Origin of the sequence: Microbaculum marinum, from assembly GCF_037855135.1 — a bacterium.
Lineage (GTDB): Bacteria > Pseudomonadota > Alphaproteobacteria > Rhizobiales > Tepidamorphaceae > Microbaculum > Microbaculum marinum.
In genome coordinates, this window is sequence record NZ_JAZHOF010000016.1 from 1 (window position 1) to 14,785 (window position 14,785).

A 14,785-nucleotide genomic window follows, 5' to 3' on the forward strand; every position below is an offset into this window, starting at 1 on the left:
GCCAGCACAAGCCCCGCATACGGCGCCGCAACGCTGTGGCCCAGCTCAACTACCGTGATCCCCTCCAGCGGTGCGCCGGCGCTCATGATCCTCCCTCTCGCTTGTTCGCCCAACCGTAATGTGCGATCGTCGCCAAGGTCAATATAACGTTTCATCACAGCTGCCGCGAACGTCGCTCATAGCTGGGGCGGGCGGTTGCGGCCTGATCTGCGTGCACAACAAGACGTTCGTCCGGGAGAGCGATGACCGAGATCAGCTGGAAATCCGAATGGCTGCCGCTGGCGCAGCGATACGCGGATCGGACGGCCGTCGTCGACCGCTACGGCGCGATCACCTTCGCCAACCTGCTGGACCGCGCCGCCGGCGTCGCCGCCGCCCTGACCGAGCGGGGCATCGGTCGCGGCGACGTGGTGGCGAGCGTCGTGGAGAACTCGCGCCACGCCGTTGCCGCCAGCTACGGGATCTCGCTGTGCGGTGCGGCCGAGGCGCCGGTCAATCCGGCGCTGTCGGCAGGCGACATCGCCTATTGCCTGAACCTGTCGGGCGCCCGGCTCGTCCTGGCAACCGCGGGCACTGTCGACAGGCTGGCCGAGGTCGGCGCGCCGGCTCTCCTCGTCGAGGACATCGGCACGACGGCGCTCGCCGCGCTCCCCGCCGTGCCGGTGCCGCGCAGCGGCTGGGGCCGGATCCTGTTCACCTCCGGCACCACCGGAAAGCCCAAGGGGATCGTCCATTCCCAGGGCGGCAGATGGGTCGCCAACATGCTGATGCGTGCGACGCTCCCGGTCGCCGCGGAGCCTGGCCGGCGGGTCCTGCTGATGACGCCCTATTCGCACGGCAGTTCGCTGCTGACGCAGGCCTTTCTCGACGGCGGTGCGGCTGTCCGGCTCGTCGACGGCGTGCGCGAGGACGAGGTCGTGCCGACGATCCTCGCGGGGGAGGTCGACCAGATCTTTGCGCCGCCGACGGTGCTCGCAAGGCTCGTGTCGTTCCTGGAGGGCCGGTCGGTGCCGGGAATCCGGGCGATCTTCTGCGGCACGGCTCCGCTGCTGCCGGAGGTCTACCGCCGCGCCCGCGCGATTTTCGGGCCGGTGGTCCGACTCACCTACGGCAAGACGGAAATGTTCAATCCGATCACCGTCCTGACCCCAGAGGAGACCGACCGCTGGTATGATTCGCCGGAGGCCGGAACGTCGATCTGCGTCGGCTGGCCGGCCAGCGGCGTCGAGGTCGTCATCGAGCCCGATGGGGAAACCGAAGGCGAGGCGGAGGTGGCGGCGGGCCCGGGCGCGGGAGAGATCGGCCACGTCCTGCTGCGCAGCCCGCACATGCTCGCCGCCACGCTGACGGAAGCGGGCGTCGAGGAGCAGCCGCCGGACGGCTTCCACCGCACCGGCGATCTCGGATTCGTCGACCGCGAGGGACGCCTGCACCTGGTCGGGCGGGAATCCGACATGATCAAGACCGGCGGATACCGGGTCACTCCGGAGGAGGTGGAAAGCGCCCTGCGCCCCGGCCTCGACACGGGCGAGATCGTCGTGGTCGGCCTGCCGTCGTCGTACTGGGGGGAGGTCATCACCGCCGTGGCGGCGGGTGCGCCTGACGACTGGCGCGAGACGCTGAAGCCGCGGATCGACGCGATGACCGGCTACAAGCGGCCCCGCCTGTTCGTCGATGTGCCGGAAATCGCCCGCAATGCGATGGGAAAGATCGTTCGCCGGCGGATCATCGAGACGATCCTGGAAAGCTTCGTACTCGTCGACGGCCGCTATCCGCAGCTGGTTGGACGCGACAACGCGGCATCCGGGAGTTGACATGTCGAGCCTGCCGCGGATAATTTTGTGAAACGTTTCACCGATCGGCGGGACGGCCGCCCCGGAGCCGGGGTGCCGGCGGCGACCCGGACCGAAACGCAAGAACAGTATTCAGGGTAGGCACCAGGAGGACGCATGCGTCGGTTGGGGATCGATGTCGGGGGTACGTTCACCGACGTCGTGCTGCTTGATGACCAGTCGGGCGAAGTGTGGTCGACCAAGGTGCCGACGACGCCGAGCGACCCCGCGGTCGGGGCGCTGAACGGCCTCAGGACGATCCTGGAGATCAGCGGCTCGCAGGCCGATGCCGTCGGCTTCGTCGGCCACGGCACGACGATCGCCACCAACATGATCATCGAGGGCAAGGGCGCCAGGACCGGCCTGATCACCACCAGGGGCTTCCGGGACATCCTCGAGATCCGGCGGGCCTGGCGGCACGATCGCGCCGATCTCTACGACCTGTTCTTCGAGGCCCCGCCGCAGCTCGTGCCGCGGTACCTGCGCCGCGAGGTCGACGAGCGCATCCGCTACGACGGCGCCGTAGAGCGCGAGCTGGACGAGGCCGGGCTCGACGCCTGCCTCGACGACCTGAAGGCCGAAGGCGTCGAGGCGATCGCGGTCTGCCTGATCAACTCGCCGGTCAACGACGCCCACGAGCGCGCCGCCCTCGAGCACATCCGCCGCCGCATCAACGATGCCTTCGTGACCGGGTCGATCGAGGTCAATCCGGAGATCATGGAGTACGAGCGGACCTGCACGACCGTGGTCAACGCGATCCTCGGCCCGCGCTGCGGCCAGTACGCCACCACCTTCACCCGCAATGCGCGGGAGGTGGGGGTTCGGGGAGATATCTACTTCATGCAGTCGAACGGCGGCCTGACGCCGCCGGAGGCGGTCAGCGAGCGGCCGGTGACGCTGCTGGAGTCGGGTCCCGCCGGCGGCGTCACGGCGACGGCCCGCCTGTGCGAGCGCATCGGCGTGTCGAACGCGATCACCGGCGACATGGGCGGCACCAGCTTCGACGTCTCGCTGATCCGCGAGCACAAGCCAGAGATCCGCAACACCACCGAGATCCGCAGCTACACGGTGCGCTGCCCCAACATCGACATCATCTCGATCGGGGCGGGCGGCGGCTCGATCGCATGGATCGACGAGGGCGGCGGCGTGCGGATCGGCCCGGAAAGCGCCGGCGCCGATCCCGGCCCGGCCTGCTACGGGCGCGGCGGCACGAGGCCGACGGTGACCGACTGCAACCTGGTGCTCGGCTACGTCGATCCCGGCAGCTTCCTGGGCGGCGATTTCGCGCTCGACACCGAGGCGGCGGAAACCGCGATCCGTACCCATCTCGCCGAGCCGCTCGGCGTCAGCATCGAGGAGGCCGCGCTCACAGTTCGCCACGTCGCCAACGCGCTGATGGCGCAGGCGGTCCGCCTGGTCACCGTCGAGCGGGGCTACGACCCGCGCGACTTCGTCTACATCCCCTTCGGCGGGGCCGGACCCGTTCATGCAGTGGATCTGGCCCGCGAACTCGAGATTCCTACAGTTGTCCTGCCGCCGATGCCGGGCGTGTTCAGCGCCTTCGGCATGCTGGTCGCCGACATGGTCCACGATTTCCAGACGTCGATCGTCCAGAACGTCGACGACGTCGACCTCGACATGCTGAACGCCCGGATAGCAGAGCTCGAGGAAGACGCCTATCGACGCATGGACCAGGCCGGCATCTCCCGCGACCTCGTGACCATCGAACGGCGCGCCGACTGCCAGTATCTCGGCCAGGGCGAGACCATGCAGGTCGCCGTCCCCGAGGGCACGATCGACGCGGCGACCGTGGGCGAGATCGCCGAGAACTTCATCGTCGATCACCGCCGCCACTGGAACTTCGACATCACCGGCCGTCCGGTGCGCATCGTCAACCTGCGGGTCAGGGTGGTCGGCAGGATCGGCCAGTTCGCCACCGTCAAGCCGAAGCCGAAGAACGGCGGCGCGACCCGGCCGGTCGGCCGCGCCCGCATCCGGCTCGGCGCCGACTGGGCCGACATTCCCCGCTACCGCCGCGAGGACCTGCAGGCCGGCGAGCGCATCGAGGGGCCGTTCGTGGTCGAGGAACTGAGCACCCGCATCGTCGGCTACCGCGGCGACGCGCTCGACGTGCGCGACGACGGGACGATCACCGTCACGGTGGGAGAGGCCTGAGCCATGGACACCGTCACCTACGAAGTCATCCGCAACGGCCTGTATGCGGTCGCCCGCGAGATGAAGGTCGCGATGATGCGGACCGCGGGCAGCCCCATCATCCATTCGGGCGGCGACGCCTCGGCGGCGATCTTCGACGCCAAGATGCAGCTCGTCGCGCAGGGCAACGACATCCCGACCATGATGGGCTCGGCGGTGATCTCCACAAAGGCCTCGGTCGAGGCGATCGGCGTGGAGAACCTGCGGCCCGGCGACGTGATCATCTCCAACGACGTCTATCTCGGCGGCGGCAACCATCAGCCCGACGTCCAGTTCACCCGGCCGGTCTTCTACAAGGGCGAGATCATCGCCTACACGATGACGCGCGGCCACTGGGTGGATATCGGCGGCACAGCGCCCGGCAGCTTCACGCCGGTGACCTGGGACGTCCACGCCGAAGGCATCCGCATCCCGCCGGTCATTCTCTACCGCGACGACAAGCCGGTCGAGGACCTGTTCAGGATGATCGTCCAGAACACCCGCGACCCGGACAACCGGACGCTCGACATCAACGCCCAGTACGCCGGCACCTATGTCGGCGGCGAGCGGCTGATCGAGATGGCCGAGAAGTTCGGGCCGCAGGCGATGGCCGACGCGATGGACGCCGCGCTCGACTATTCGGAGCGCCTGATGCGCGCCCAGATCGAGCGCATTCCCGACGGCGTCTACGAGGGCAGCGACTTCATCGAGCCCGTCCAGGCGCCGGGCTGGCCGGGCGACCTGATCCCGGTGAAGGTGAAGATCACCGTCGACGGCGACCGCATGGTGTTCGACTACACCGGCACGGCGAAGCAGGTGCGCGGCGGCATCAACTGCCCGTTCTCGGTGACCTGCAACTCGACCTGGTTCACCGTCAAGGCGATCACCGACCACACCATCCCGATCAACCAGGGCTGCTACCGGCCGATCGAGATCATCTGCCCGGAAGGCACGCTGCTGAACTGCACCTATCCGGCCTCGGTGGTCAGCGGCAACACGGAGACCTCGCCGCGCGTCATCGACATGCTGCTGACGACGCTGGCGCAGGCGGTCCCCGACCGCGTCGTCGGCCAGAGCAACGATGCGGCCTGCTCGGCGATCTTCTCCGGCGTCGACCCCGATACGGCGCGGACGCGCTCGTTCCGGCGCACCAACGTCCAGCACATCGATCCGCATCCTGGCGGCTTCGGCGCCCGGCCGATGCGCGACGGCGTCAATTCGATCCGCGTGCTGGTCGGCAATGCCGGCTCGCAGTCCGTCGAACTGCTCGAGCACATGGTGCCCCTGAGGGTGGACAGCTGGCATCTGGTCCAGGATTCGGGCGGCGCCGGGCGCTGGCGCGGCGGCCTGACGGCGGAACGCGCCTATACGGTCGGCTACGACGAGGCGACGCTGACGGTGATCGCCGAGCGCGGGCTGGTATCGCCGAAGGGCCTGTTCGGCGGACTGGAAGGCGGCAGGTTCGAATCGACCGTTACACGCGGCGACGCCGCGCCGGATACCATTCCGAGCAAGGGCGCATACGAGGTGGTCCACACCGGTGACAGGGTGACGGTGCGACCGGCCGGGGGCGGCGGCTACGGAAATCCGCTCGACCGCGAGCCCGAGCGCGTCCTTGCCGACCTGCGCGACGGCTACATCAGCGAAGCGTCCGCCCGCGACCACTACGGCGTCATCGTCGACACCGCGACATGGACCGTCGACGCTGCCGCCACCGCCGAGCGGCGCACGACGCTGGCTGCTGCGAGCGGGGCCTGAGGGACCGGATCGATGTCGAAGGACCGCAGACCCGCGTTCATCGCCTTCGACCGGGGGCTCGCCGACATCGCCGGCGCGGCGCTCGTCGTGATGATGGTGATGACGGCGATCTCGAGCTTCGGCCGATTCTTCTTCTCCATGCCCGTTCCGGACGTCGAGGCGATTGCCGAGATGCTGCTGGTCGGCGTCGTCTTCCTCCCGCTCGCCTACACGCAGGCGAAGCGCGAACATGTGGTCGTCACCCTGTTCACCGACCACATGCGGGCCGGCATCCGGGCGCGCCTGATCTGGTTCGGCGTCGTGGTCGGCATCGCCGGATTCGCGATCCTGCTCTACGCCCTGTCGAAGGGGGCGCTGAGAGCCTACGAGAGCGGCGACGCCTATCTCGGCGTCAACCAGATCGTCACCTGGCCGGCACGGACACTCGCCGTCGTCGGCACGGCGGCACTCATCGTGCGCCTCGCGCTCGACCTGACCGTCTCACGCACTCGAGCCGCAGAGCTCGAGAAGGACGGTTCCGCAGAAATCGAAAACACGAGCTAACCAAGGGAGGTAATCGTGACCAACAGAATGGGAACATGGATTGCGGGCGCGGCGGTCGCGCTCATGCCGCTGATCGCGGGCACCGGCGCGCAGGCGCAGGACTTCACGATCAGATACGCGTCGCCGTCGGCAGCCAGCGATCCGACGCAGGCCGCCACCATCTGGTTCATGGACGAGGTCACCAAGCGGACCGACGGCAAGGTCAAGTTCGAGCAGTTCCTCGGCAACTCGCTGGTCAAGGATCAGGACATCGTCAGCGCCATCGGCGACGGCCTCATCGAGATGGGCAAGATCTACACGGTCTCCTATCCCGGCCAGATGCCGATATGGAACATGACCAACCTGCCGTTCACCAGCCCGTCGCCCTACGTGGCGATCAACGTCATCAACGACCTGATGGACCAGTATCCGGTCTTCGATGAGGAACTGGCAAAGATGAACGTCATGGCGCTCGGCGTCATTACGACGGGCGGTACTGGCATCGTCTCGAAGAAGCCGATCAAGACCGTCGAGGATCTCAAGGGCCTTAAGGTCCGGGCCCGCGGCGTCCAGGCGGCCGCCTTCGATGCCGCCGGCGCTGCGCCGGTGTCGATCCCGTGGAACGACGTCTACGAGGCGCTCTCGAAGGGCGTCGTCGACGCCTCCACCAACTACGTCATCACTACCCGGCCGATCCGCCACAACGAGGTGTCGGACTACTACATCGCCGCCGGCCTCGGCCAGGCGGTGCAGCTCGAACTGATCAATCGCGACTTCTGGGAGGCGCTGCCGGAAGACATCAAGACGGTGATGGCCGAAACGATGGCGGAAGCCGAAATGCGCCACGCCGAAGAGTCCTCCAAGCTCGCCACCGCCGAGCAGAAGGCGATGGCCGACGCCACCGGCGCCGAGCACATGGAGTACAGCGTGCTGCCGGCCGAGGAGCGGCAGAAGTGGATCGAGATGTCGCCGGACTTCTTCGCCGAGTGGGCCGAGGAGAACAAGGGCATCGCCGACACCGCGGCGATCGCCAAGTCCTACCGGGAGCTCGAGCAGAAATATACCGAAGAGGGCCAGAAGGCCGGCCTGGTCGAGATGTGGTGACCGGCTGACAGCATAGCACTGGCCGGGGGCGGGATCGGACCCGCCCCCGGCCGCGTTTCCGGTTTCCCATCGAAAGCCCGACGGATGGACGGCACGTTACTCGCCTTGATCGCCGGACTGGCAGTGCTGGTGCTGCTGGCGGTTCGCGTCCCGATCGCCTTCGGGCTGCTGGCGGTCGGCATCGCCGGCCTGTTCGCGATCGGCGCCATGCGGCTTGGCGGCTTCAACGTCGATTTCGGGTGGCGCAGCACGGTTTCGATGCTGGCTCGCGACCCCTACTCCTTCGTCGCCAGCTTCACACTGATGGCGATACCGATGTTCCTGCTGATGGGGAACTTCGCCTTCTATTCGGGCGCCACGTCGGACGCCTACAGGACGGCCCGGGTCTGGCTCGCCAACCTGCCGGGCGGCCTGGCGCTGGCCAGCATCGCCGCCTGCGGCCTGTTCGCCGCCATCTCCGGATCATCGCTGGCGACGGCTGCCGCGATGGGGCGGATCGCCGTGCCGGAGATGTTGCGCTATGGCTACGACCAGCGGCTTGCCGCCGGCGCGGTCGCCGCCGGGGGAACGCTCGGGGCGCTGATCCCGCCGAGCATCCTGATGGTGATCTTCGGCATCTTCGCCGAACAGTCGATCGGCCGCCTGCTGATCGGCGGCATCGTCCCCGGCATCCTGACCGCCGTGACCTACATGCTGCTGGTCACCGCACGGGTCAAACTGAACCCCAGGCTCGCCCCCGGCTTCGACGAGAGGTTCACTTGGTCGCAGAAGGTCCGCTCCCTCGGCGGCACCTGGCAGATCATGCTGATCTTCCTGGTGATCATCACCGTCATCTACACGGGCGTCGTGACCCCCACGGAGGCCGCGGCGGTCGGTGCGGTCGCGGTGCTGGCGCTCGGCGTGATCCGGCGCCGCATCGGCCTGACCTCGATGTGGGAAGCGGTCCGCGAGACCGTCGTGCAGACGGCGATGATCTTCGCCATCGCCATCGCCTCCAAGGTGCTGGTGTCGTTCGTGGCCTTCACCGGGGTGAGCAACGACCTGGCCGAATGGGCCGGAGGAATCGAGGGCGGCCGCATCATGGTGCTCGCCGGCATCTGCGCCGGCTACGTCCTGCTCGGTATGTTCATGGACCCGATCGGCATCATGCTGCTGACGCTGCCGGTCGTCGTTCCGATCGTCGATGCGATCGGCTACGACCTGGTCTGGTTCGGGATCGTTCTGGTCAAGCTGCTGGAGGTGGGCATGATCACGCCCCCGGTGGGGCTGAATGTCTTCGTGCTCAAGGCGGCGATCGGCAATTCGGTCTCGCTGGAGAACGTGTTTCGCGGAATCGGCCCGTTCCTGCTGATGGACGTGGTAACGCTTGCCATTATGATCGCGCTTCCCGAGCTCGTGCTCTGGCTTCCCGATATGATGTACAACTAGAAAGTGTTCGACGAGCTTCCGAGAGCACTGCGCAAGGGCCCCGAATGCCGAAACGAAGCGGCAACATAACGATCCGCGACGTGGCGAGAACCGCCGGCGTGTCCATCGGGACCGCGTCGCGCGTGCTCAACGAGAAGCAGACGGTTCGCGCGGACATCCGGACCCGCGTGCAGAAGGCGATCGACGAGCTCGGCTACCGCCCGAACGCGGTCGCCCAGAGCATGCGGCGCCAGTCGACGCACATGGTCGGCTGCATCATCCGCGAGATCAACATCCCCTCGCTCGCCGCCTTCGTGCGGGCCGCCCATGACGTGCTCGACGAGGCCGGGTTCTCGCTGCTGATCTCCAATTCGGAGGGCCGCGAGGACCGCGAGCGCGAGCTGCTGATCAGGCTCAACAGCCAGCGCACGGACGGCATCATGCTGGGCCCCTACACCCCGATCGACGAGAAGTTCGGGTCGCTGCTGCGCAGTCTCGATGCCCCGATCGTGCTGGTCGACCGCGACCGGCCAGACTGGGCCGACGCGGTGATGGCCGACCACGCCGGCAACGCGCGCGAGGCGACGGCGCGTCTGCTCGAACTCGGCCACCGGCGCATCGTGCTGCTCACCGGCGACACCATCATCTATCCCGCCCGGGAGCGCGTCCGCGGCTACACGGAGGCCCACGAGGCGTTCGGCGTTCCCGTCGATCCGGCGCTGGTGCGGGCGACGAGCTTCCTGCCGACGGAGGGTTTCCGCCACGCCTCCTCGCTGCTCACCGGCCGCGACGTGCCGACCGCCATCATCGCCGGCGGCATCGACATGCTGGCCGGCGTGCTGCGGGCGGTCCGTGTTCGCGGCCTTAGCATTCCAGGCGACATCTCGGTGATCGGCGCCGGCGATTCCGAACTCGCCGAACTGCATACGCCGGCCATCAGCGTGATGCGCTGGGACCAGGCCGAGATAGGGCGCACCGCGGCGCGGCTGCTGCTCAACCGGATGGCCGGCAACGCGGACGGGCCGCCCGAACACGTGCTGCTGCCGACCGAGTTCATCCAGCGCGCCTCGATCGCGCCGCCCCCGAAGCGGGCCTGACCCCATCAACGCCGAACCCTACGGAGACGCCATGACTGCCGCGCTCGAAACCTATGAGACGCTGGAACTGGAGGACGCCGGCTCAGGGGTCCTCGTCGTCCGTCTCAACCGCCCCGAGGTGCGCAACGCGATCAGCACCCAGATGGGCCGCGACCTGGTCGACGTGTTCACGCGCCTCGGCGAGGATTCGGGGCCGTGGCGCTGCGCGATCCTGACCGGGACCGGCGACCGCGCGTTCTGCGCCGGCGTCGACCTGAAGGAGCGGCGCGGCATGTCGAACGACGACTGGAACCGCCAGCACGCCCTGTTCGAGCGCAAGATGCTGGCGCTGCTCGACTGCCCGATCCCGGTGATCGCCGCGGTCAACGGCGCCGCCTACGCGGGCGGCTGCGAGCTGACCCTGCTGTGCGACTTCACCTACGCGGTTCCCTCGGCCCGGTTCGCGCTCACCGAGGTGACGATCGGCATCATGCCGGGCGGCGGCGGCACCCAGACCCTGCAGCGGCGCATCGGCTATGCCCGCGCCGCCGAGATCATCTACACCGGCAAGCCGTTCAGCGCCGAGGAGGCCTTCGAGTGGGGCGTCGTCAACCGGATCTGCGCCCCCGACGCGCTTATGGAGGAGGCGATCGGGACGGCCGCGACGATTGCCCGGAACGCGCCGCTGTCGATCCGCCAGGCCAAGCGGTCGATGGTGTTCGGCGGCCAGATGGACCTGCGCACGGCAATGCATTTCGAGATCGACTGCTACAACCGCCTGCCGCCCACCGAAGACCGTCGCGAGGGCATCAACGCCTTCAACGAGAAGCGCCGGCCGGTGTTCCAGGGACGGTAGCCCCGGACGCGCCCCGGGCAGGTCGATGCGCGTCTTCAGCGAAAGCGGGAGCGCGCCCACTTGAGCGCCCCGTCGGCCATGCCCTTGAACTTCGGCTGCCGGTCGAGTGGCGCGACGAACAGCCAAGCGTCCGCGGCGAGGTGCCGCTTCGCCGCGTGATAGACCTTCGACAGGGTCTCGTCGGACTCGGCCATGTACAGTCCGGGCTGCAGTTCGAACGGCATGAACCGTTCCCTGAGCCCGGTCTCGTCGGCGCCGCGCCGGTCGAAATGGATCAGGAATACGCTCATGCCGAAAACTCCGCTCCCTGGGGCGCGCGCCGGCCGGCGATCCCGGGCGGCTATCCGGCCTTCTTCAGCTCGTCCGGATAGCTCGACCGCACGGCCCTGCCGCTTTCCATCATGATGTCCCGGGTGAGCGTCATCAAGCGGCTGGCCTCCGCCGAGTAGTCCTCGAACATCGTTCGCATATAGCCGAACTGCGCCTGCAACAGCTCCGGCGGCGATTTCGCCCCGGCAAGGCTCGAGAAGTCCTCGATGTTCGCCCTGGCGCGGCGGGCGGCGAACTCGGAGACTTCCTGCGCATAGCGGTTCGCCGCCTCGAAGAAGCTCATCTGCATCTCGACGATGCCGTCGAACGCCTCTTCGTTCAACTGCACCACGGTCTCCTCGGCCCGTGCCGCCGCTTCGTCCGCCACCGTGCCGGCGGGTCCGGTCTCGGCAGGTCCGGCTTTTCGGGTTTCCCTGGCCATCGCGTCTACCTTCCACGTCCATCGGGTTGGAACACAACACGCCCACAGTCGGCCCGCATCCGCATTGAGGCGGATCAACTGGGCCGTCGTTCGGTTCGAAGCGGAGCGTGCTGGAGACCAACGTCGCAGAAGAACGTGAAGGAATGAGGGCGGACGGTGCAGCGCGCCTGCCCGCGGCCCGTGCGGCCCGCGTCGAGCTAGCCGCCCGGCCGGTGCCGCCTGTGCCAGTGCCGGGCGATGTCGATGCGCCGGCAGACCCAGGCGTCCTCGTGCTCCAGCACGTAGTCGAGGAACCGCGCCAGCGCCGCGGCGCGGCCCGGGCGGCCGGCGAGGCGGCAGTGCAGGCCGATCGACATCATCCGCGGCCTGTCGGCGCCCTCCGCATATAGGACGTCGAAGGAATCGCGCAAATAGGCGTGGAACTGATCGCCCGAGTTGAAGCCCTGCGGCGTGGCGAAGCGCATGTCGTTGGCATCGAGTGTGTAGGGGATGACGAGATGCGGCCCCTTCGGACCGTCGACCCAGTAGGGCAGGTCGTCGGCGTAGGAGTCGGAATCGTAGAGGAAGCCGCCGTCCTCCATGACGAGCCGGCGGGTGTTCTGCGAGCAGCGGCCGAGATACCAGCCGAGCGGCCGCGATCCGGTCGTCTCGGTGTGGATGCGGATCGCCTCCTGGAGGTGGCGCCGCTCCTCGGCCTCCTCGAAGTCCCTGTACTCGATCCAGCGGTAGCCGTGGCTGGCGATTTCCCAGTCGGCCTCCAGCATCGCCGCGACGGCCTCCGGGTTGCGCTGGAGCGCCATGGCGACGCCGTAGACGGTGACCGGCACGCCGCGCGAGGCGAACAGCCGCCACAGCCGCCAGAACCCGGCCCGCGAGCCGTATTCGTAGACGGATTCCATGTTCATGTGGCGCATGCCGGGCCAGGGCTCGGCGCCGACCGTTTCCGACAGGAACGCTTCCGAGGCGGCGTCGCCGTGCAGGATGCAGTTCTCGCCGCCTTCCTCGTAGTTGATGACGAACTGCACCGCGATCCGCGCGCCGGCCGGCCAGTCGGCGTCGGGGACCTCGCGGCCGTAGCCGACCATGTCGCGGGGATAGGCGGGATCCGTCATCGTCGGTGGCCTCGCGGACGCCGAATCAGGCGTTCAGCAGTCCGAAGATCTCGTCCTTCAGCTGCAGCCGCTGCTTCTTCATCTCTTCCAGATGCTCGTCGCTCGTCGGCTCGACATCGGTTTCGGCGCGGTGAATGTCGCGGTTGAGCTTGTGGTATTCCTCCGACAGCCGGTGGAAATGCGTGTTGTCGGTCTTCAGCTGGTGAATCTTCTCGGCGTATTCCGGGAATTCCTCGTGCAATTCGTGCGGAGTGTGCGTCATGACGCTGCCCGTGTCCTCATTGGAGTTCGTCTGCCGATCTGCTCTTGCACCCGCTGTGGCCCGGGATCAAGCCTTTGCACGGGCTCGGGATGCCTTGTCGCGCGGGCACGCTTCGGTGCATAACCCGCCGATGCCGAATTCCCGAACAACGACAACGGGCTTCGGCGGCGGCTGCGGCGAAGGCGTCGATCGAAAGGTGGGTACATGAAGGTAATCGTACTGGGCGGTGACGGTTTCTGCGGCTGGCCGACCGCGCTGCATCTGTCGAAACTCGGTCACGAGGTGGCGATCGTCGACAACCTGTCGCGGCGCAAGATCGACGTCGAACTGGAGGTCGATTCGCTCACCCCGATCCGCCCGCTGTCGGAGCGCGTGGCCGCCTGGAAGGAGATCTCCGGCCAGGACATTCCCGTGCACCGCTTCACCATCGGCGAGCACTACCACCGCCTGCTGACCCTGATCATGGACGAGGCGCCCGACGCGATCGTCCACTTCGCCGAGCAGCGCGCCGCGCCCTATTCGATGAAGTCGGCTTGGCACAAGCGCTACACGGTGCGCAACAACCTGTCGGCCACCAACGACGTCTGCGCGGCGATCGTCGAATCCGGCCTCGATGTCCATCTCGTCCATCTCGGCACCATGGGCGTCTACGGCTACGGCTCGGCCGGCATGAAGATCCCGGAGGGCTACCTGCAGATCAAGGTGGAGACCGACGCCGGGGACCTCGTCGATCAGGAGATCCTGTATCCGCCCAATCCCGGCTCGATCTACCACATGACCAAGACCCAGGATCAGCTGTTCTTCGCCTTCTACAACAAGAACGACGGGCTCAAGGTGACGGACCTGCACCAGGGCATCGTCTGGGGCACGCAGACCGCCGAGACCCGCCTCGACGAGCGGCTGATCAACCGCTTCGACTACGACGGCGACTACGGCACGGTGCTGAACCGCTTCCTGATGCAGGCTGCCGTCGGCTATCCGCTGACGGTGCACGGCACCGGCGGCCAGACCCGCGCCTTCATCAACATCCAGGACACGGTGCGCTGCGTGCAGCTGGCGATCGAGAACCCGCCGCAGAGCAAGGAGCGCGTCAACATCCTCAACCAGATGACCGAGACGCACCGGGTCCGCGACCTCGCCGAGATGATCGCCGGCATCACCGGCGCGTCGATCGACTACGTCGCCAATCCGCGCAGCGAAGCCGACGAGAACGACCTGTTCGTGCGCAACGAGCGCTTCCTGCAGCTGGGTCTCGAACCGATCACCTTGCAGGAAGGCCTGCTGCGCGAGGTCGCCGAGGTCGCCGGCAGGTATGCCGAGCGCTGCGACACCACCAAGATCCCCTGCCGGTCGGCCTGGAACAGCCGCAGGGCCGCGGAACTCTGACAGCGGCATTCGAGCACCGGAGGCATGAAGGCGTCCCCCGCGAGGGCCTCGATCGTCATTCCCACCAGGGACCCCGGACCGGGGTTCCGGCAGGTGCTCGACCGCGTGCTCGAACAGGACTGCCCCTGGCCCTACGAGATCCTGGTGATCGACAGCGGCTCGAGGGACGGTACGGTCGAGTTCGTGAAGACGAGGAGCGGCGTCCGCCTGCAGCAGATCGCGCCGCAGGAGTTCGGCCACGGCCGCACCCGCAATCTCGGCGTGTCGCTGACCGACGGCGAATTCGTCGCCTTCCTGACGCATGACGCGGTGCCGGCCGACGGGACCTGGCTGGCGCGCCTGGTCGCGGCCGTCGACCAGGCGCCGGATATCGCCGGCGCCTTCGGCCGCCACGTTGCGTCTCCGGGCGCCAGCCCCTTCACGGTGCGCGATCTGGAGGCCCATTTCGCCCGGTTCCGGGAAGGCCCGGCCGTGGGGGGGGGGGGGGGGGGGGGGGGGGGGGGGGGGGGGGGGGGGGGGGGGGGGG

At 67.9% G+C, this 14,785-nt stretch carries 14 protein-coding genes; 10 read left to right on the forward strand and 4 right to left on the reverse strand.

Going from position 1 to position 14,785, the window contains the following annotated elements; genetic code table 11:
• Positions 1-242 precede the first annotated feature (242 nt).
• The 8 genes from V3328_RS26170 (at position 243) to V3328_RS26205 (ending at position 10,748) form a co-directional block, all read left to right on the forward strand.
• A complete protein-coding gene (locus V3328_RS26170) occupies positions 243-1,814 on the forward strand; it encodes a class I adenylate-forming enzyme family protein (RefSeq protein ID WP_340332690.1) in 1,572 nt (523 codons plus the stop codon).
• A 135-nt stretch (positions 1,815-1,949) separates the two neighbouring features.
• Positions 1,950-4,007 carry a hydantoinase/oxoprolinase family protein gene (locus V3328_RS26175; RefSeq protein ID WP_340332691.1) on the forward strand — a complete coding sequence of 686 codons (2,058 nt, stop codon included), beginning with the start codon at positions 1,950-1,952 and terminating at the stop codon, positions 4,005-4,007.
• Between the two features lie 3 nt (positions 4,008-4,010).
• The gene (locus V3328_RS26180) at positions 4,011-5,783 is read left to right on the forward strand and encodes a hydantoinase B/oxoprolinase family protein (protein WP_340332692.1); all 1,773 of its coding nucleotides are present in this window, start codon (positions 4,011-4,013) and stop codon (positions 5,781-5,783) included.
• Positions 5,784-5,795: 12 nt separating this feature from the next.
• A complete protein-coding gene (locus V3328_RS26185; RefSeq protein ID WP_340332693.1) occupies positions 5,796-6,326 on the forward strand; it encodes a TRAP transporter small permease in 531 nt (176 codons plus the stop codon).
• A gap of 15 nt (positions 6,327-6,341) precedes the next feature.
• The gene (locus tag V3328_RS26190; protein WP_340332694.1) at positions 6,342-7,409 is read left to right on the forward strand and encodes a C4-dicarboxylate TRAP transporter substrate-binding protein; all 1,068 of its coding nucleotides are present in this window, start codon (positions 6,342-6,344) and stop codon (positions 7,407-7,409) included.
• A gap of 84 nt (positions 7,410-7,493) precedes the next feature.
• Entirely contained in the window at positions 7,494-8,837 is a 1,344-nt protein-coding gene (locus V3328_RS26195) for a TRAP transporter large permease (protein WP_340332695.1), read from the forward strand.
• A 44-nt stretch (positions 8,838-8,881) separates the two neighbouring features.
• Positions 8,882-9,913: a LacI family DNA-binding transcriptional regulator gene (locus tag V3328_RS26200; RefSeq protein WP_340332696.1), complete on the forward strand. Its 1,032-nt coding sequence runs from the start codon at positions 8,882-8,884 to the stop codon at positions 9,911-9,913.
• 31 nt (positions 9,914-9,944) lie between these two features.
• Positions 9,945-10,748, forward strand: a complete 804-nt coding sequence (locus V3328_RS26205; protein WP_340332697.1) for an enoyl-CoA hydratase/isomerase family protein — start codon at positions 9,945-9,947, stop codon at positions 10,746-10,748.
• Positions 10,749-10,783: 35 nt separating this feature from the next.
• Here V3328_RS26205 and V3328_RS26210 read toward each other — a convergent pair whose 3' ends face one another.
• From V3328_RS26210 to V3328_RS26225, 4 genes are all read right to left on the reverse strand, one after another.
• Positions 10,784-11,038 (reverse strand): hypothetical protein, encoded by a 255-nt coding sequence (locus V3328_RS26210; RefSeq protein WP_340332698.1) that lies wholly within the window; start codon positions 11,036-11,038, stop codon positions 10,784-10,786.
• Between the two features lie 50 nt (positions 11,039-11,088).
• Positions 11,089-11,499, reverse strand: a complete 411-nt coding sequence (locus tag V3328_RS26215) for a phasin family protein (RefSeq protein ID WP_340332699.1) — start codon at positions 11,497-11,499, stop codon at positions 11,089-11,091.
• Between the two features lie 197 nt (positions 11,500-11,696).
• Entirely contained in the window at positions 11,697-12,611 is a 915-nt protein-coding gene (gene puuE, locus V3328_RS26220) for an allantoinase PuuE (RefSeq protein ID WP_340332700.1), read from the reverse strand.
• 25 nt (positions 12,612-12,636) lie between these two features.
• On the reverse strand, positions 12,637-12,873 hold the full coding sequence (locus tag V3328_RS26225) for an HP1242/YdcH family protein (RefSeq protein WP_340332701.1): 237 nt from the start codon (positions 12,871-12,873) through the stop codon (positions 12,637-12,639).
• Positions 12,874-13,077: 204 nt separating this feature from the next.
• Between V3328_RS26225 and V3328_RS26230 the strand changes: the two genes are divergently transcribed.
• Both V3328_RS26230 and V3328_RS26235 read left to right on the forward strand, forming a co-directional pair.
• Positions 13,078-14,259, forward strand: coding sequence for an NAD-dependent epimerase/dehydratase family protein (locus V3328_RS26230; protein ID WP_340332702.1), 1,182 nt, complete (start codon positions 13,078-13,080; stop codon positions 14,257-14,259).
• Between the two features lie 24 nt (positions 14,260-14,283).
• Positions 14,284-14,785 (forward strand): glycosyltransferase family 2 protein (locus V3328_RS26235; RefSeq protein WP_340332703.1); only part of this gene is annotated, 502 nt, incomplete at its 3' end.

Coding starts and splice junctions, on each gene's coding strand:
- V3328_RS26185 (WP_340332693.1), top strand. CDS start 5,796: ATGTCGAAGGACCGCAGACCCGCGTTCATCGCCTTCGACCGGGGGCTC.
- V3328_RS26200 (WP_340332696.1), top strand. CDS start 8,882: ATGCCGAAACGAAGCGGCAACATAACGATCCGCGACGTGGCGAGAACC.
- V3328_RS26170 (WP_340332690.1), top strand. CDS start 243: ATGACCGAGATCAGCTGGAAATCCGAATGGCTGCCGCTGGCGCAGCGA.
- puuE (WP_340332700.1), bottom strand. CDS start 12,611: ATGACGGATCCCGCCTATCCCCGCGACATGGTCGGCTACGGCCGCGAG.
- V3328_RS26175 (WP_340332691.1), top strand. CDS start 1,950: ATGCGTCGGTTGGGGATCGATGTCGGGGGTACGTTCACCGACGTCGTG.
- V3328_RS26180 (WP_340332692.1), top strand. CDS start 4,011: ATGGACACCGTCACCTACGAAGTCATCCGCAACGGCCTGTATGCGGTC.
- V3328_RS26195 (WP_340332695.1), top strand. CDS start 7,494: ATGGACGGCACGTTACTCGCCTTGATCGCCGGACTGGCAGTGCTGGTG.
- V3328_RS26210 (WP_340332698.1), bottom strand. CDS start 11,038: ATGAGCGTATTCCTGATCCATTTCGACCGGCGCGGCGCCGACGAGACC.
- V3328_RS26230 (WP_340332702.1), top strand. CDS start 13,078: ATGAAGGTAATCGTACTGGGCGGTGACGGTTTCTGCGGCTGGCCGACC.
- V3328_RS26225 (WP_340332701.1), bottom strand. CDS start 12,873: ATGACGCACACTCCGCACGAATTGCACGAGGAATTCCCGGAATACGCC.
- V3328_RS26215 (WP_340332699.1), bottom strand. CDS start 11,499: ATGGCCAGGGAAACCCGAAAAGCCGGACCTGCCGAGACCGGACCCGCC.
- V3328_RS26205 (WP_340332697.1), top strand. CDS start 9,945: ATGACTGCCGCGCTCGAAACCTATGAGACGCTGGAACTGGAGGACGCC.